We start from the raw sequence: 16,454 nt of genomic DNA, 5'->3' as shown, positions 1-16,454 counted from the left end.
GATCGATACTCCAATGACCGAGACTGCCGCGAGCACCGACACTGCTCAGACCACTGTGGGCGCCCTGATCGCCCAGCTGCTCGCGCACTGGGGGGTAAGCCATGCCTTCGGCGTCATCAGCATCCATAACATGCCGATCCTCGACCCGCTCGGCGAGCAGGGCGCGATCCGTTACATCTCGGCGCGCGGGGAGGCGGGCGCGCTCAACATGGCTGACGCGCATGCCCGTGTCACCGGCAACCTGGGCGTCGCCTTCACCAGCACCGGCACTGCCGCCGGTAATGCTGCGGGCGCGATGGTAGAGGCGCTGACGGCAGGCTCCCCGGTCATGCACATTACCGGGCAGGTCGAGCTGGAGCACCTTGACCGCAACCGCGCGTACATCCACGAAGCGCCGGCGCAGATGCAGATGCTGGGAGCAGTGTCGAAGGCGGCCTTCCGCATCACCTCCCCCGATCAGGTGATCGAGACGATGCTGGCAGCCGCCGAGGCCGCGCTGTCGACCCCAACCGGGCCGGTCTCGATCGAAATCCCGGTCGATGTGCAGGCCGCACCGATGGCCATGCCCGCTGTTCTACCCCTGCTTTCGCCGAAGCGTCCGGAGACGGACGCCGCCCTGATCGCAGCACTGGGCGAGATGCTGGCCAAGGCGAAAAAGCCGGTGATCCTGCTGGGTGGCGGTGCCCGGGGTGCCGAGGCCGAAGCTACCGCGCTTGCCGATAAGGGCATCGCCATTGTCACTTCCACTAACGGCCGCGGCGTGATCGTGGAGACGCACCCGATGTCGCTGGGAGCGTTCAACTGCACCCGCGAAGTGCAAGGGCTGTACGACGAGGCGGACCTGATGATCGTCGCGGGCTCGCGCCTGCGCGGCAACGAGACCTGGACCTATAAGCTGCGTCTGCCCTCGAAGGTCGCCGTGATCGACGCCGACGCCACCTCGGACGGCCGCAGCTATGCCAATGAACTCTTCATCCATGGCGATGTGAAGGCAACCCTGGCGGGCCTGCTCGACGCCCTGGGTGAGACCACTTACGACACGGCCTGGGGTGCGACCATCGCCGCCGCTCGCGCTGCCATGCACGGCGCCATGCGGCAGAGCCTGGGTGCTTACGCGCAACTCGTCGACGAGATCCAGGCGCGCCTTCCCGCGGACGCGGCTTGGGTGCGCGACGTGACCATCTCCAACTCGATGTGGGGCAACCGCTTCCTGCGCATCGGCAACACCCGCGCCGGCGTCCACGCGGTGGGCGGCGGTATCGGGCAGGGCTTGCCGATGGCGATTGGCGCGGCTTTTGGTACACCCGGTGGCGCGATCGCGCTGAGCGGGGATGGTGGCCTGACGCTGTGCCTGGGCGAGCTTGCAACCCTGGCCGAGGAGGATCCGGACGTCACCCTCGTGCTGATGAACGACAAGGGCTATGGCGTGATCCGCAACATCCAGGACGTGGAATACGGCGGGCGCCGCCATTACTCGAACATCCGCGTGCCCGACTTTGCTATGGTTGCCGCCTCCATCGGCTTGCGGCACGAGAAGGTGACTGAGATCGCGCAAGTCGGCGCCGCGCTTGACCGGGCGCGCTCAAAGCCCGGCGCCGCGATCGTCGAAATCGACATGCTGGCGATCGGTGCCTATCCGCAGGCCTTCGCCGGGCCGCCGCGCAAGGCCTGATCGTGGCGAGCATCGCTCCTCCCCGCGTTGGCATGATCGGCGACGGCAGCATCGCCCGCGCCGTACGTGCGGCGCTTGGACCGGGAGCACCGGTCGTCGGCATTCTCGCGCGTTGCCCTCGCGAGGGTTTGGACGAAGCGATGCGCGTCGAAACAATGGCTGACCTGCTGGCCCGGGAGCCCGACGTGGTGGTAGAGTGCGCGGGCCACGAGGCGGTGCGTGCCTATGGCGCCGAAGTGCTGCGGGCCGGGCTCTCGCTGATGATCGTATCGACAGGGGTGCTTGCCGATGCGGCGCTGGCCAAGGCGCTTGCCGCCGCAGCGGAAGAGGGCGGTGCGCAGCTCGTCCTGGCCTCAGGAGCAATGGCCGGGATCGAGGGGCTCTCCGCCGCGCGCCTGGGTGGGCTGGAGCGCGTGCGCTATGTCGGCCGAAAGCCCGCGCTGGCCTGGCGCGGCACTCCGGCCGAGGACCTGCTCGATCTTGGCGCGCTGAGCGAGCCGGCGGTGTTCTTCCGTGGTCATGCGCGGGAGGCGGCGCTGGCCTATCCCAAGAACTCGAACGTGGCAGCGACTGTGGCTCTGGCGGGCATCGGTTTCGATCGCACCGAGGTGGAACTGGTCGCCGACCCGACGATCGCCACCAACGTCCATGAACTGTGCTTCGAAGGCGCGGACGGTTCGTTCGAGGTGCGCATCGCGGGCGCGCCCTCCGCCGCCAATCCGAAAACCTCCGCGCTGACCGCGCACAGCATCGTGCGCCTGCTTAACGGCATGGCCGCGCCGATCGTGATCTGAGACCAGCAATGTCCGAACTGCTTAACCCCGACCACATCGACTTCGCCGAGATTTGCGTGGGCGGCCAGTTCAGGTCGGGTGCTGGCGGCACCGCGCCCAGCATCGATCCCACCGACGGTACACTGGTGGCCGACTATGGCGTCGCAGGTCTCGACGACGTCGAGGAGGCAGTGGCCATGGGCCGAACGGCCTTGGCCGATCCGGCCTGGCGCGATCTCAAGCCCCATGAACGCGCCCGGGTGCTCTACCGCATCGGCGAGGCCATCGAGGCGCATGCCGAAGTGATCAGCGCGCTCCAGACCCGCGACACCGGCAAGACACTGGCGGAGACGCTCGCCCTGGCGCTCTCGGCAGCGGGCACCTTTCGCTATGTCGCCGCGACCCTCGAAAGCTTGGACGAGGATCTCACCGCGCCGCGTGGTCCATGGGTCACGATGTCGGTGCACGAGCCCATCGGCGTGGTGGCTGCCATCACTCCCTGGAATTCCCCCATCGCCAGCGACGCACAGAAGGTCGCACCCGCGCTGGCGGGGGGAAATGCGGTGATCCTCAAACCGGCCGAGTGGACGCCGCTGATCTCCTTGTTCCTGGCGAGGTTGGCCTACCTTGCGGGGCTCCCTCGAGGGCTGCTCTCCGTGCTGCCCGGGCCAGGTCGAGTGATCGGCGATGCGCTGGTGCGCCACCCGCAGGTGCGCAAGGTCGCATTTACTGGCGGCACGGTGACCGGCCGTCGCATCGCCCAGATCGCCGGCACCAAGCTGATGCCGGTGTCGCTCGAGCTTGGAGGTAAATCGCCCACCATCGTGTTTCCGGACGCCGATCTGGACGAGGCCATCGCGGGCGTCCTCTACGGGGTGTTCAGTTCCACCGGACAATCGTGCATTGCCGGTACGCGCCTGTTCGTGCACGAGAGCATTCGTGAGGCATTCGTCTCGCGCCTGGTCGAGCGGGCAAAGGCGCTGCGCATGGGGCGGGGCGATGCGCCAGGCACCCAGATGGCTCCGATGATCGCACATGCCCACCGCGACAAGGTTGCCGCCATGGTGGATGCCGCCGTCGCCGCCGGTGCGCGCCTGTTGTGCGGTGGCAAGGTCCCGCTGGGGGAGTTCGCGGCGGGAGCGTGGTATCCGCCCACGATCATCGACAACGTGGCCAACACCGACACCATCTGCCGAGAGGAGATCTTCGGTCCTGTGCTCGCAGTCCTGTCTTGGAGCGACGAAGACGATCTCGTCGCAAAAGCCAACGACAACGAGTACGGTCTGGCCTGCGGCATCTGGACGCGTGACTACAAGGCGGCGTGGCGTGTCGCCCGCCGGATCGAGGCGGGTACGGTCTGGATCAACACCTATAAGCAATTCAGCTCTTCGACGCCGTTCGGCGGCGTGAAGAACAGTGGCCTCGGGCGCGAGAAGGGCCGGCACTGGATTCAGTCATACATGAACCAAAAGGCGATATACTGGGGAATGTCGAAGGATCCGATAGGCTGGGGTTGATCGTGTCGGCTTTGCAGGTCAAAGGACGCTCACCCGTTTGACATTCGAGACACGATGACCCAGCTGGAAACCTCGCCGGATATTGACGAGCGCTACATAGTGCCAGGTCTCGTCAGGGGACTGCAGGTGCTGCAGAGTTTTACCCGCGAACGACAGGATCAGACAGTCGCCGAAGTGGCGCGTCAGATCGGCGCGACCCGCTCCACGGCATTCCGCCTGGTCTACACCCTCGAATACGCAGGCTTTCTGCGGCGGATCGGTGACGGTAAGCGGTACCAGCTGGGTAGCCGGGTGCTGGAGCTGGGCTACAGCTTCCTTGCAGGCAAGGACCTTATCGAGGTTGCCAATCCGATCCTGGCGCGCCTGCGCGACGACACTGGTACTTCGACGCACCTGGTCGTGCGCGAGGGCCGCGAAGCGGTCTACATCGCGCGGTTTCAAGGCAACACCAGCCTCATCAGCGCGGTCACTGTCGGCTCGCGCCTGCCCGCGCATGCCACTGCTCCGGGTCGTGTCCTCCTCGCGAGCATGAGCTTGTCCGATGTGGTGGCGCTCTATGAAAGCTTTGAGTTCACCAAATACACCGATGCAACGCCGGCCAGCATGGGTGACCTCGTCAGCCTTGTCGAAGCCGATCGCAAGCGAGGGACAGTGCTGAGCTGGGGTTTCTACGACCAGAACGTCGCCAGTGTGGCGGTGCCGGTCTACGACGCGTCTGGAGAGGTGTCGGCCGCGATCTCCATCAGCTGTCCCATCAACACGTTCGAGCGCGAGACGTTCGAAGGCCGCATCTCCACGCAAGTGGAGCGCGCCGGCATGGAGATCTCGCGCGGGCTAGGATATCGCGCGGGCAGCACTGGCTAAGCAGAGCCCGCGACAAGCCCGCCGAAGTCTAACCCATTTCCGCCCCCACGCCGCTCCGTACAGCCGCGCGCAAGCGGCGGAGGAACTTGAGCGTCGCTTCGGACGGGTGCTCGGCGCGTTCATGAAGGACGCGGATGCCCCATTGGCTCAGCACCATCTGCTGCACCGGGTCTTGTTTGGGCGAAAAGACGTATGAGGGCGGGCGGTCGCGCTCCCGACCCGATTCCTGCCACATCTGCCAGAGCCGATAGAGCAGCATGCGGATGTTGAGATCTGACATGCTGTAACCCAGGAACAGCAGCGTGCGACCCATGGCATCGGCCTTGAACTTGATGTCCAGGGGAGAATCGAAGGCCAGGCGCCGGAAGTAATCTGTTTCTGCCAGGACCAGCGACTCGTCGTCATCGAAATCGCCGTGGAATTTGACGATCTGCGGCAGGCCCCGCTCGGCATTGACGATGTCGCTCGTATTGGCGACTTTCACGAAGTCGCGTCCGTGAGCCTGATATGCGATTTCGAGATTGTTGTCGTAGTTGGTCGTGTAGACCAGCGGAAAATCCAGATCGACGATGATCTCGTGAATTTCCGACTCCCGAACCCGGTCGCTGCATACCGACCAGGTGCGGTCCATCCAGCTGCGCAAGGGGCCGATGCTGCCGTTCTTCAGGCGGTAGTATTCGGAAAGTGTCTGATAGCTCCAACCTGACTGGTGCGGCATTTCGTCCAGCGCGAGTTCGCGCTTCATATGGTCGATCAACTCATGCCAGGACGGCAGGCCGACGCTCATCGAGAGGCCCGCGCCGGCAAAAAGCAGGACGCGGCGATCCCGGACCGCGGCGGCGAGCTCCTCGAAGCTCGCGACGATCATGCGACCGCCGCCTCGCGAACGCGCGTGGTGACCGGCAGCAGCGCCAGCGCGCCACAGGCAGCCACCATGAGCCCGGTTGCGATCACCATGACCGCTGCGTAGCCGCCGCTGGCGTCACGCACGAAGCCGAACAGCGCCGGGCCGATCGACGATCCCACCAGGAACGCCGCGAGCAGGTAACCGTAGATCGCGGCGAAGGCGCGCTGGCCGAAGTAGCGGCTGATGAACAGGGCGATGACGTCGCTTTCGGCACCGAAGCCCAGGCCGATCGTCAGCGCCACCAGCACCAGCATCGGCATGCCCGCGTTCGCACCCACGGTGATCGCCAGCACGAAGCCGAGCGCCGAGCAGCCGAAGAAAGCGATGGCAACGCGCGGGACCGGAAAATGGTCAGCCAGCCAGCCGACCAGTACGCGCCCGGCAATCGTCGACAGACCATATGCCGAAGCGACGGCGGCGGCCTGTCCGGTCGAGAGGCCATGGTCGAGTGCCAGCAGCGAAATGTGCGGAACGATGCCGGTCAGCGCCACGGAAGCGAGCAGGATACCGATCGCCATCAGCGCGAATTCCCGGGTGCGGCATGCCTCTGCAAGCGTGAGGCCGGCTAGGGTGGGCGAAGCTGCCGTGACGGCCATCTCAATGGGGGGGTGCGCCAGCGCGAGATTGCAGACGAATGGCACGGCCATGACCAGCACCGCGAGCAGCGACAGCGCGACCCGCCAGTCGTATGCCGTCAGCAGCGAGCCGGCGATCAGCGGCATCACCACGTAGCCGACGCCCAAGCCAGCTGCGGCTATGCCGATGGCAAGACCGCGATGATGAACGAACCAGGCGGTGATCAGCTTCGAATAGCTGATGCTCTGCGTCGCCACCGTGGTCGCGCCCCACGCGAATGTAACGGCATAGAACAGCGGCAGACTTCCTGCGATGTAGGCCAGGGCAGGGAAGCCGAGCGCCAGCGCGATCATGGCGGGAAACAGCAGGCCGCGTACGCCACGACGGTCAAGTAGCGATCCTGTCACTGGCGAGGCGAGTACGCCTGCGACGTTGAAGAAAGTCAGAGCGAGCATGATTGCGCCTCGGCTCCAGCCATGTTCGACAGCGAGATGCGGTGCGAACAGGCCGAAGGTGCCGAAGATCATCGGGCCTGGACTGAACGCGAGGCCGACCACCGCCGAGGCGAGGACGCGCCAACCGGGATAGCTTAGGCTCGATTCCGCAGATGCAGCGCCAGTGGATGCCATGCTCTATGACCCTAGTGTATCATTTGCGAGACAAGCGGTTCCTATGCGAAACACTTTTGGGTGGGAAGTGGAAAATGCATCTTAGACTACCGACTGCGCCAGGCGCGTCTTGACACTCACTTATCGTTGCGGCACCAATCCCACATTCTGAACCATTGTTCGTATACCAAACACTGAGGTCGCGATGCGGTACAATGAATTTCTCGCCGAAGGCAGTGACGCGAAAGGCGGCGGCCGCTTTATTGAGGACCCTCGAAGTGTCGAGAACTATGTCTTCCAGACGCGCGGTGGGCCGCTCGCGTCCTCGGAAGAGGCGCTCGCGCAGGCACTCACCGCCGCCTTTCAGGACGGGGCGATCGAACTTGCTGAAGTGGTGGCGGCGCTGAACACGGGTGGCAGCCGCGATAGCGCCGGCGCCCCATGGTCCGAGGTCACCCTCGACGCCGAGCTCGAGCGGCTTGGCGGCGCATTGTTCCAGATTGTCTCCGGAGAAGCAGCGTGAATGCTACGGTCGCAACTGATGCTGCCGGCCGCCTGAACGGGGGGCTGCGCGAAATGTGGTATCCCGTCGCGCCCAGCTGGATGCTCCAGCAGGCACCGCTCGGTCTCACGCGGTTGTCGCAGCGGATCGTGCTGTGGCGCGATGCCGAAGGCGGCATCCAGGCCATTGATGACCGCTGCCCGCATCGCGGCGCGCGCCTTTCCATGGGATGGAACCTGGGCGATCGCGTCGCCTGCTGGTACCACGGTGTCGAGGTCAACGGTGAAGGTCGGATCGAGGACATCCCCGCCCTCGCCAAGTGCGTGATGAAGGGGCGTCAGCTCAATCGCGCATTCCCCGCAGTCGAGCGGGCCGGCGCCATCTTCGTGTGGTTCGGTGAGGGTGAGCCTGCTGCGCTGGAATTGCCTGAGGAAATTTCGGGCGGCGAATGGGCGGACATCCTGTGCACTGCGCACTGGAACTGCAACTGGCGCTATGCGGTCGACAACGTGATGGACCCGATGCACGGCGCGTACCTGCATGCCCAGAGCCACTCGATGGCTGAGGGTGACAAAACCGCGACGATGCGGGCGCGCGATACCCAGTATGGCTTCGTGTTCGAGAAGACCAATCAGACGGGCGTCAACTTCGACTGGACCGAGGCCGGCATGACCGGGGCGCTCTGGCTGCGCCTGTCGATCCCGTATGGCAAGGCCGCCGGCCCGGGCGGTGCGTTCGGCATCGTCGGCATGGTCGTGCCCGTGGACGAGACGAGCTGCCGCGTATTTTTCTGGCGTTGCCGCAAGGTCAGTGGCTGGGCGCGCAACGCCTGGAAGTTCCTATATCGCGCCCGCCTGGAAGCGCTCCACTGGGACGTGCTGGAGCAGGATCGCCTGATCCTCGAAGGCATGGACGACAAGGCGAGGGAGCAGGAAGCGCTCTACGCCCACGATGCCGGTATCGTCCGCTTGCGGCGCATGCTCGACCAGCTTGCGACGATGGAAGTCGCCACTCTTCAAGGCGAGCCGGCCAGCGAGCACGAGCACGCCTGATCCATGCCCGAGTCCTCCCTGGAACGCGGTGTCGCGGTGATGCGCCAGTTCGGCCGCGGTCGGCAGTGCCTGACCGCTGCTGATCTTGGCGCAGCACTCGCCATCCCACGATCCAGCCTTCACCGGCTGCTGTGCGAGATGGTCGATTTAGGCCTGCTGCGGCGCGATGCTGATGGGCGCTACGCGCTCGACGCGGGAGTGCTTCTGCTGGGTCACGAGTTCCTCGCTTCGCAGGACCTCGTGGCGCTGGCACGGCCGGTGCTGGAGGCGCTGAGCGCCAGCACGGGGTGGACCACCAACCTTGCCGTCCGACAGGGCACTTCGATCGTCTACCTCATGCGTTGTCGGGGTGAGGGCGCCGTAACCGAGAACGTCTCGGTCGGCGCCTCGCTGCCGGCCCATGCGACGCTGATGGGGCGGGTGCTGCTGGCCGGGCTCGACGCGGATGAGCTCGGCTCTCTGTATGAAAGCCATGTCTTCGGTGATCGGGGCGATGGCGTGCCCGCCTCACTGCAGGCGCTGATCGCGCAACTGGCCGACGATCGCGCCGCCAGCTGCCTCGTCAGCGCAGGCTATTACGAGGCGGGCCTGGCCGTCGTCGCCGCTCCGGTGCGCGAGCGTGGCGATCGACTCGCCGCCGCGATCAACGCCAACCGCGTCGGCGCTACGGCCATGGAGGCGGAGCGCATGCGCGCGGCGGTGATCGAGGCAGCTAACACGATCTCAGCGCAGCTGGGCGCATCGCCCGGCTCGCGGATACCTACCAACGGAGAACGGGCATGCCTCAATACAGCAGCGGCCTGACCGGCATCGAGGCCGTTCAATTTTCGACTCTCGATCTCGTCGAAGCAGCGCGATTTCTCGATGACTGGGGCCTCGCCGATGCGGGCAGCGACGAGAACGTGCAACGCCGCGTTACGCGTGACGGGGCGCAAGTCGAAGTGCGTCACTGCGACGATCCGGCGCTCGCTCCCGGCGTCGAACCCGGCGCATCGCTTCGTGCTGTCACTTGGGGGGTAAGTGACGAGCGTGAACTGGCAGCGCTTGCTGCGCGCCTTGGCGGGGATGCCGCGCCGGACGCAGACGGCCTGCTCAGCATCCAGGACCCGACAGGGTTCACCCACCGCTTCCGTGTTCGCCAGCGAGGCGAGGCCGTCGCGGACCTTCAGCTGGTGAATGGACCGGGCCGTGCCAACCGCATCGATGCGCGCTCGACCGTCTATACCGAACCCGCACCGATCGGCATCGGCCATGTCGTGCTCTTCATCGAGGACCTCGATGCAACGCTTGCGTTCTTCACCGAGCGCCTCGGCTTCGTGGTGAGCGACAGCTATCCCGGACACGCCGCGTTCCTGCGCTGTCGCACCCCTGGACCGCACCACGATGCCTTTGTGCTGCGTCGTCCCGGCAAGCCCGGCGTCAACCACGTGGCGTTCACGGTGGGCAACATCCACGAGGTGTTCGGCAGCGGCTTGTCGATGAGCGCGAAGGGCTGGACGACCGACATCGGTCCGGGACGCCATCCGATCTCGTCGGCCTACTTCTGGTACTTCCGCAGCCCGATGGGCGGCTCGTGGGAGTTCTACGCCGACGACGATTACTGCACTGCCGATTGGGTTCCCAACGAGTTCGAGCGCAAGCCCGAACTGTTCGCCGAATGGGCGATCGCTGGTGGCATCGATGGCAATACCCGCCGGCAGGCGCGCGGCGTCTGAGAGCGGCCATAACATTGGCAGTCGGCAACAACATCATCGCAGGAGGACTCACGATGGACGAAACCACCGCGCCCGTGCGCAACAAGCTGGTGCCCGAGGGCAAGACCCTGGCCGAATGGATCGATGGTCGCCTGGCGCGTTACGAGACCCGCAAGCTCGACTGGAATGCGCTGAAGTTCCAGGCCGACTTCGACCCCAAGTACAGGCGCGCCCAGATGCGCTACGTCGGCACCGGTGCCACGGGCGTCGCCAGTGATACCAACACCGTACCGGCCGAGCATTTCACGTTCTCGACCATGGTGCTCCCTGCCGGCTGCGAAGGCCCGCTTCATCTCCACGACGACGTCGAGGAAGTGTTCTTCATCCTGAAGGGCAACAAGGTGAAGCTGATGTTCGAGGCCGAGGGCGAGTACTACGAGACCTATGTGCGTGAACGCGATCTCGTCTCGGTGCCCGCAGGCATCTACCGCGGCCTCGTCAACGAGGGTATCGAAGAGGCGCTGATGATCGTGTGCCTGGGCACCAACGTGCCGGAGACCCCGACGTACCCGCCCGAGCACCCGCTTTCGCAAGTGAAGCGCACCAAGCCGATCGTCGCCGACGCCTGATGAAGCTGGCTGCGCGCCTGGAAACGCTCGCACCGCTGCAGCACGGTGCCGGCTTCGATTGGCGCGAGGCCGGCGGAAGTCGCGCCGTGCCGCTGGTTCTGCTGCACGGGATCGGCTCCAACTCGGCAAGCTGGGTGGGCCAGTTCGAGAGCTTCGCTGCCGAGCGGCGTGTCGTTGCCTGGAATGCGCCGGGCTATGGAACCAGCAGGCCGCTGCCTGCCGCGGCTCCGGCGGCGCAAGACTACGGCGCGGCGCTGCTGGACCTGCTCGATCACCTGAGCATTGGCTGCTGCGTCTTGGTGGGCCAGTCGCTTGGTGCGATCATGGCAACAGCGGCGGCGCGGATCGATCCGGCGCGGGTGGCGGCACTGGTGCTCGCGAGCCCGGCCACCGGCTACGGCGTTCCGCGAGACGGCGCACTGCCCGAGACGATAACGCGTCGGATCGCCGACATTCGCGATCTCGGCCCGGAGCGCATGGCGGACTTGCGTGCCAAGCGCCTGGTCACCGAACGCGCTTCGCCAAAAGTCCGTGCGCTGGTGCACGGCGCGATGGCCGCGGTGAACCCTCATGGCTACGAACAGGCCGTGCGGCTGCTCGCGGCCAGCAACCTCCCTGCCTTGCTCGACGGCGTGGCCGTGCATGGGCTGGTGATATGGGGCGGCGAGGACATGGTGACGCCGCCTGAGGGGTGCCGCCGAATCGCCGCAGCATTCCGCGGCGCCCAGGCAAGCGAGCTGCCGGGCTTGGGTCATGCCTTTGCCACCGAAGGGCCCCAGCAATTCAACGCAGCGATCAGGCCCATCCTCGCCGCCGCGGATCGTGCCTCAACTTCAGTAGGAGACTGACAATGGATCTGGGGCTTGCAGGACGCGTGGCGGTGGTAACTGGCGGGTCATCCGGGATCGGCCTTGCGACGGCGCGCCGCTTCCTCGACGACGGAGCCAAGGTGGTGATCTGTGGCCGTGACCGCGATCGCCTCGATGCCGCTGTCGCGCAGCTTGGCGGTGGCGACCGCCTCCACGCCGTAGCGTGCGACGTGCTCGATCCCGAAGGCGTCCGCCGCATGGCCGAGAGCACGGCCGCTCGCTTTGGCGCCGTCGACATCCTCGTCAACAACGCAGGCCAGGCAAGGCTGAGCACGTTTGCCAGCACGCTCGACGCCGACTGGAATGCCGAACTCCAGCTGAAGTTCTTCAGCGTCGTTCATCCGACCCGTGCTTTCCTCCCCTTGCTGGAGGTGAGCGATGCCGGTGCGATCGTGGTCGTCAACTCGCTGCTGGCACGCCAGCCAGAGCCGCACATGGTCTGCACGTCCGCGGCCCGCGCCGGGGTGCAGAACCTCGTCAAGTCGCTCAGCGTCGAGCTTGCTCCCAAGGTGCGCGTGAACTCGATCCTGATCGGGACAGTGAACTCGGGACAATGGGAGCGCCGCTTCAAGGAGCGCGCGGCGCCCGGTGTCAGCTATCAGGAGTGGCTGGCAGGGCTCGCCCGCGAAAAGCATATCCCGCTCGAGCGTTTCGGAGAGCCGGAAGAGACGGCCGCGGCCATCGTTTTCCTGGCATCCCCGGCAGCTGGCTTCATCACCGGTGCGGCGCTGGAAGTCGCCGGCGGCGTGTCGCGCTTCGCATGAGCCCCGCAAGTTCGAAGATGAGGTTGGTGCGCAGTTCTGCCACTTTGATCGGCTTGGCCGCCGTCGTCTTCTCGCACCCGGCGCGCGCACGTGCCGACGAAAAGGTCACCTACCTCCTGCCGGCACCAAAGGAGGCGATCGTCCTGGCGCCGTTCGTGCTGGCGGAGACACAGGGGCGGTACCGCAAGGCCAAGCTCGACGTGCGATTTGTTGTCGTGCCGGGCGGCTTTCACGTCGGTGAGGCGCTGGCGCGTGGTGAGGGCGACCTTGGAGGCGCCAGCGGAGATACGCCGATCCTGCTGCGGAATGCCAACCTGCCCGTCAAAGGGGTTGCGCTGCTGGGGCATCACTCCTTTCTCACGCTCATCACCCGCCAGGGGCAACCTGCGACTGGGCAAATCGATGTGCCGTCGCTGCAGGACACCTCGTACTATGCGCTCCAGAACCTCAGCGCCGGGTCGCCTCATGGAGAGATCACGACGCGTGCTCGGCCACCCGCCGAATTGATCAAGGCGCTGTCTGCGGGTGAGATCGACGGGTTCGTCGGCACCGTTGATTGGGGCGTAAAGGCGGAGCGCGCCGGCGTGCAAGTCCACTACCGCCCAGTCGATGCATTCTACCCGGCGATGGCGCAGGCGATCATGGCTTCGGACACGACGATCGCAGCACGGCCTAAGGTGGTGCGAAAGTTCGTGCGTGCGACGATGCAGGCGTTGAAGCAGATCGCCATTGATCCGGAGCAGTCGGCCGGGATCTACGAGCGAGCCATGCCGGGCAGCGGCTATGGCCATGCGGAGATCGTCAAGATCTTTCGCCTCTTGGCCTCGCAGGTCTATGGGACCGTGGAAGCGGCGGGAAGGTTCAATGCGCGGACAGTCGACGCCGCGCAAGGCGAACTCATCAAGCGCAAGCTGGTCACACAACGCCGCGATGCGGGCGAGTTCTTCACGAACGCCTTTACTGGACAGTAGAAAAGGTCAGTAGCTTAAGAAGATGCGCAACGCTGGCGTCGGAAGGCTCCAGCCGGCTGCGCCGCAAGCTCGAATGAAAATCATAGCCCGCGGTTCGCCGGGTGATCGCATGGGAAGGAGCCGCAATGGCTATAGTGCAGTCGGTTGCCATCGGCGCTCCAGCTACGGCTAGTGGAGAGATCGCTCGAACCCATGTCGATGCACCCGAATTGCGGTACTTCGTCATGGCCCTGTTCTTCGTGTTCGGCGGTATCACGAGCCTAAACGATGTCATCATACCCAAGCTGAAAGAGCTGTTCACGCTCTCCTACACCGAGGCAATGCTGGTCCAGTTCTGCTTCTTCACCGCCTATGCAGTCATCGGCGTGCCCGGAGCCATGCTGGTGCGCAAGGTGGGCTACATGCGCGGGGCCGCCGCTGGGCTCGTCATCATGATTCTGGGGTGCCTGGCATTCATCCCGGCATCGCAGACGGCGAGCTACTGGCTGTTCCTGACGGCGTACTTCGTCCTGGCGAGCGGAGTGGTGATCGTGCAGGTCGTAGCCAACCCGCTCATCAGCATGCTCGGCAAACCGGAGACGACCAGCGCGCGCCTGACGTTCGCACAAGCCTTCAACTCCCTGGGCACCACCGTTTTCCCATTCTTTGGATCGATCCTGATCCTTGGCGGACTGGCGGCGGTCTCTGCTAGCGACGTGACCGGCGCGGCGCTTCAAGCTTATCGGCAAGCAGAGAGCCAAGCGATCGTACACGGCTATCTTGGCATCGCCCTGGCTCTGGCGCTCGTCGCTGCAGCGGTGTGGCGGATGCGCAGCCGTCTTCCCGCAAGTGGTGACAGCGGGGTCAGCGGCGGCTTCGCTGGCTTCGACCTGTTGAAGCGGCCGCAGTTCGGGTTCGGGACCTTGTGCATCTTCCTCTATGTCGGTGCCGAAGTCTCGATCGGCTCGCTGATTGTCAGCTACCTCATGCAGGATCATGTCTTGGCGCTGCCCGAGCAGTCCGCCGGCAAGCTGATCGGACTGTATTGGGGCGGCGCCATGGTAGGCCGCTTCATCGGCTCGGCGCTGCTGCGCAAGCTGGACGCGGGAATCGTCCTGGCGTTCAACGCCTGCGTCGCGATCGTTCTGGTTGCTGTCTCGATCAGCACTGTCGGCCAAGTGTCGGGCTACACGCTGCTGGCGGTGGGCCTGATGAACTCGGTCATGTTTCCGACCATCTTCAGCTTGGCGTCCGCCCACCTCGGCACACGCGCCGCGGAAGGCTCAGGCATCATCAACGTGGCGATCTGCGGCGGAGCCATCGTGCCCCTGCTGACAGGCGCCCTGGCCGACATGGCCGGAGGCAACCTCGCTGTGGCCTTGATCCTGCCGGCCCTTTGCTACGCCATCATAGCGGCGTTCGGGGTGTTCTGCAAAAGATCGGCAGCCGCCATTGGACTGAGCGCATAAGCTTGCAGTGTCGTGTTTATGGAGCGCTCAGGCAGCACTTCGGAGTGCACCATGGGCAATGATGCCGGACCGGTGCGAGCCGGGATCATCGGCTATGGCTACGCCGGACGCACCTTCCACGCGCCGCTGATCGCCGCAACGGAGGGCATCGAGCTGTGCGCCATAGCATCGAGCAATGCCCACAAGGTTGCCGCCGATTACCCAGGGCTGTTCGTGCATGGCAGCGCCGCCGATCTCATCGCCGCACCGGACATCGACCTTGTCGTGGTCGCGACACCCAACGAAACGCATGCTCCGCTTGCTCTGGCGGCCCTAGCAGCGGGCAAGCACGTGGTGGTGGACAAGCCCTTCGCGCTCGACATGGTCGAGGCACGCCAGCTCGTTGCAGCGGCGCAAGCCTCTGCGCGGCACCTTTGCGTGTTCCATAACAGGCGCTGGGACAGCGACTATCTTTCCGTGAAGGCGGTCATAGAGAGCGGCATGCTCGGCGATGTTGTCCACCTGGAATCAAGGCTCGACCGCTTTCGTCCGCAGGTCCGCGATCGTTGGCGAGAGCGCGCAGCACCGGGCGCTGGTGTTTGGTTCGACCTGGGCCCGCACTTAGTCGACCAGGTCTTGCAGATCTTCGGCTTGCCGGATCGTATTACGGCTAACTTGGCAGCACAGCGTCAAGGGGCCTGCGTCAATGATTGGGCTCACGTCATTCTCGATTTCGGCGAGCGGCGCGCGGTCCTTCAAGCAAGCATGTCCGTTGCGGGCGGTTCTCATCGGTTTGCTGTTCACGGCAGCGCCGGTAGTTTGGTCAAGCGCAAGGCCGATCGACAGGAGGAGCAACTGATTTCCGGAATGGTGCCGGGGTCATCGGGATGGGGGAAGGACGCAGATGCCATGACCGTCTATCATGGCGACGGTCGGGAGTCTTCCGTACCAGTACGAGCGGGTGACCAGCGGGAGTTCTATCGCCAGGTAGTCCTGGCAGCCTCGGGTAGCGGCAGGCCGCCTGTGCGGCCAATAGAAGCTTTAGCTGTGATGGAGGTCTTAGAAGCCGCAGCCCGGTCGTTTGAGGAGCGTAGAAGCGTGCCGATCCGCCTGTCGAGCGACGAAGTGGCGGCTTGGCACATGAAGGATCCCGCTTGAGGGATGTAAAATGCGAAGCACCGACGCCCCCATACCTCGGGACCATCTTCCCCCGAGAGGTGAACGAACGTCCGAACCTGGGGGGCGGAAAAATGGCTCCGAATGTCGCCTTGTGGGTCAGGCAGCTGGCTGCCGCTTAAAGCTCGCCTGTGCGATCGGGCGGACCTTCCAATTCCAGTGCAAGAAGCGGAGTTTAGCAGTTGGTGCGCCGTTCCATGAGGGTCCACGACCTAAACGGAGCTTCTCACATGACAGATCACGTGACCATCGAGCCATCCATCCTGTACCTAGGCACGCCCGTCGTGCTGATCAGCACCGTGAATGAGGACGGAACCGCTAACCTGGCGCCGATGTCGTCGGCATGGTGGCTAGGTTGGCGGTGCATGCTCGGCCTGCAGACCGCATCTCAGACGCCGCAGAACATGATGCGGACGGGCGAGTGCGTGTTGAACCTGCCGACGGTGCACCAGG

The 16,454-nt window shown here is 65.0% G+C and carries 16 protein-coding genes and 1 pseudogene; 15 read left to right on the top strand and 2 right to left on the bottom strand.

Annotated elements, in window-relative coordinates; translation table 11 throughout:
- The first annotated feature begins 13 nt into the window (after positions 1-13).
- The 4 genes from GV044_RS20440 to GV044_RS20425 are packed head-to-tail and all read left to right on the top strand — an operon-like array spanning position 14 to position 4,826.
- On the top strand, positions 14-1,672 hold the full coding sequence (locus GV044_RS20440) for a thiamine pyrophosphate-binding protein (RefSeq protein ID WP_159874319.1): 1,659 nt from the start codon (positions 14-16) through the stop codon (positions 1,670-1,672).
- A gap of 2 nt (positions 1,673-1,674) precedes the next feature.
- A complete protein-coding gene (locus tag GV044_RS20435) occupies positions 1,675-2,466 on the top strand; it encodes an aspartate dehydrogenase (RefSeq protein ID WP_201299182.1) in 792 nt (263 codons plus the stop codon).
- Between the two features lie 8 nt (positions 2,467-2,474).
- The gene (locus tag GV044_RS20430; RefSeq protein WP_159874318.1) at positions 2,475-3,962 is read left to right on the top strand and encodes an aldehyde dehydrogenase; all 1,488 of its coding nucleotides are present in this window, start codon (positions 2,475-2,477) and stop codon (positions 3,960-3,962) included.
- Positions 3,963-4,016: 54 nt separating this feature from the next.
- Entirely contained in the window at positions 4,017-4,826 is an 810-nt protein-coding gene (locus GV044_RS20425; RefSeq protein ID WP_159874317.1) for an IclR family transcriptional regulator, read from the top strand.
- Between the two features lie 28 nt (positions 4,827-4,854).
- Here the strand turns inward: GV044_RS20425 and GV044_RS20420 are convergent, their stop codons facing one another.
- A complete protein-coding gene (locus GV044_RS20420; RefSeq protein WP_159874316.1) occupies positions 4,855-5,694 on the bottom strand; it encodes an SIR2 family protein in 840 nt (279 codons plus the stop codon).
- On the bottom strand, positions 5,691-6,938 hold the full coding sequence (locus tag GV044_RS20415) for an MFS transporter (RefSeq protein WP_159874315.1): 1,248 nt from the start codon (positions 6,936-6,938) through the stop codon (positions 5,691-5,693). The genes GV044_RS20420 and GV044_RS20415 overlap by 4 nt, the downstream gene beginning before the upstream one ends.
- Before the next feature lie 184 nt (positions 6,939-7,122).
- On the opposite strand from GV044_RS20415, the gene GV044_RS20410 reads away from it, so the two are divergent.
- The 11 genes and pseudogenes from GV044_RS20410 to GV044_RS20360 all read left to right on the top strand — a co-directional run.
- The gene (locus GV044_RS20410; RefSeq protein WP_201299181.1) at positions 7,123-7,440 is read left to right on the top strand and encodes a recombinase-like helix-turn-helix domain-containing protein; all 318 of its coding nucleotides are present in this window, start codon (positions 7,123-7,125) and stop codon (positions 7,438-7,440) included.
- Positions 7,437-8,471 (top strand): Rieske 2Fe-2S domain-containing protein, encoded by a 1,035-nt coding sequence (locus GV044_RS20405; protein WP_371741661.1) that lies wholly within the window; start codon positions 7,437-7,439, stop codon positions 8,469-8,471. Before GV044_RS20410 ends, GV044_RS20405 begins: the two co-directional genes overlap by 4 nt.
- A gap of 3 nt (positions 8,472-8,474) precedes the next feature.
- Positions 8,475-9,275 (top strand): IclR family transcriptional regulator, encoded by an 801-nt coding sequence (locus GV044_RS20400; RefSeq protein ID WP_159874313.1) that lies wholly within the window; start codon positions 8,475-8,477, stop codon positions 9,273-9,275.
- Positions 9,251-10,186, top strand: coding sequence for a VOC family protein (locus tag GV044_RS20395; protein ID WP_159874312.1), 936 nt, complete (start codon positions 9,251-9,253; stop codon positions 10,184-10,186). The genes GV044_RS20400 and GV044_RS20395 overlap by 25 nt, the downstream gene beginning before the upstream one ends.
- Before the next feature lie 53 nt (positions 10,187-10,239).
- Positions 10,240-10,794, top strand: a complete 555-nt coding sequence (locus GV044_RS20390) for a cupin domain-containing protein (protein WP_159874311.1) — start codon at positions 10,240-10,242, stop codon at positions 10,792-10,794.
- Positions 10,794-11,642: an alpha/beta fold hydrolase gene (locus tag GV044_RS20385; protein ID WP_159874310.1), complete on the top strand. Its 849-nt coding sequence runs from the start codon at positions 10,794-10,796 to the stop codon at positions 11,640-11,642. Before GV044_RS20390 ends, GV044_RS20385 begins: the two co-directional genes overlap by 1 nt.
- 2 nt (positions 11,643-11,644) lie before the next feature.
- Positions 11,645-12,427, top strand: coding sequence for an SDR family oxidoreductase (locus GV044_RS20380; protein WP_159874309.1), 783 nt, complete (start codon positions 11,645-11,647; stop codon positions 12,425-12,427).
- Positions 12,428-12,453: 26 nt separating this feature from the next.
- Positions 12,454-13,398, top strand: coding sequence for an ABC transporter substrate-binding protein (locus GV044_RS20375; protein ID WP_159874308.1), 945 nt, complete (start codon positions 12,454-12,456; stop codon positions 13,396-13,398).
- Between the two features lie 125 nt (positions 13,399-13,523).
- Positions 13,524-14,846 carry a sugar MFS transporter gene (locus tag GV044_RS20370; RefSeq protein WP_159874307.1) on the top strand — a complete coding sequence of 441 codons (1,323 nt, stop codon included), beginning with the start codon at positions 13,524-13,526 and terminating at the stop codon, positions 14,844-14,846.
- 51 nt (positions 14,847-14,897) lie between these two features.
- Entirely contained in the window at positions 14,898-15,983 is a 1,086-nt protein-coding gene (locus GV044_RS20365; protein ID WP_159874306.1) for an oxidoreductase, read from the top strand.
- A gap of 248 nt (positions 15,984-16,231) precedes the next feature.
- Positions 16,232-16,454: pseudogene (locus GV044_RS20360) on the top strand (flavin reductase); the annotation flags it as partial.

Source organism: Novosphingobium sp. 9U (genome assembly GCF_902506425.1).
Taxonomy (GTDB): Bacteria; Pseudomonadota; Alphaproteobacteria; order Sphingomonadales; family Sphingomonadaceae; genus Novosphingobium.
This window is presented reverse-complemented; position numbering and strand designations above follow the sequence as displayed.

Coding starts and splice junctions, on each gene's coding strand:
- GV044_RS20440 (WP_159874319.1), top strand. CDS start 14: ATGACCGAGACTGCCGCGAGCACCGACACTGCTCAGACCACTGTGGGC.
- GV044_RS20430 (WP_159874318.1), top strand. CDS start 2,475: ATGTCCGAACTGCTTAACCCCGACCACATCGACTTCGCCGAGATTTGC.
- GV044_RS20425 (WP_159874317.1), top strand. CDS start 4,017: ATGACCCAGCTGGAAACCTCGCCGGATATTGACGAGCGCTACATAGTG.
- GV044_RS20420 (WP_159874316.1), bottom strand. CDS start 5,694: ATGATCGTCGCGAGCTTCGAGGAGCTCGCCGCCGCGGTCCGGGATCGC.
- GV044_RS20415 (WP_159874315.1), bottom strand. CDS start 6,938: ATGGCATCCACTGGCGCTGCATCTGCGGAATCGAGCCTAAGCTATCCC.
- GV044_RS20410 (WP_201299181.1), top strand. CDS start 7,123: ATGCGGTACAATGAATTTCTCGCCGAAGGCAGTGACGCGAAAGGCGGC.
- GV044_RS20400 (WP_159874313.1), top strand. CDS start 8,475: ATGCCCGAGTCCTCCCTGGAACGCGGTGTCGCGGTGATGCGCCAGTTC.
- GV044_RS20395 (WP_159874312.1), top strand. CDS start 9,251: ATGCCTCAATACAGCAGCGGCCTGACCGGCATCGAGGCCGTTCAATTT.
- GV044_RS20390 (WP_159874311.1), top strand. CDS start 10,240: ATGGACGAAACCACCGCGCCCGTGCGCAACAAGCTGGTGCCCGAGGGC.
- GV044_RS20385 (WP_159874310.1), top strand. CDS start 10,794: ATGAAGCTGGCTGCGCGCCTGGAAACGCTCGCACCGCTGCAGCACGGT.
- GV044_RS20380 (WP_159874309.1), top strand. CDS start 11,645: ATGGATCTGGGGCTTGCAGGACGCGTGGCGGTGGTAACTGGCGGGTCA.
- GV044_RS20370 (WP_159874307.1), top strand. CDS start 13,524: ATGGCTATAGTGCAGTCGGTTGCCATCGGCGCTCCAGCTACGGCTAGT.
- GV044_RS20365 (WP_159874306.1), top strand. CDS start 14,898: ATGGGCAATGATGCCGGACCGGTGCGAGCCGGGATCATCGGCTATGGC.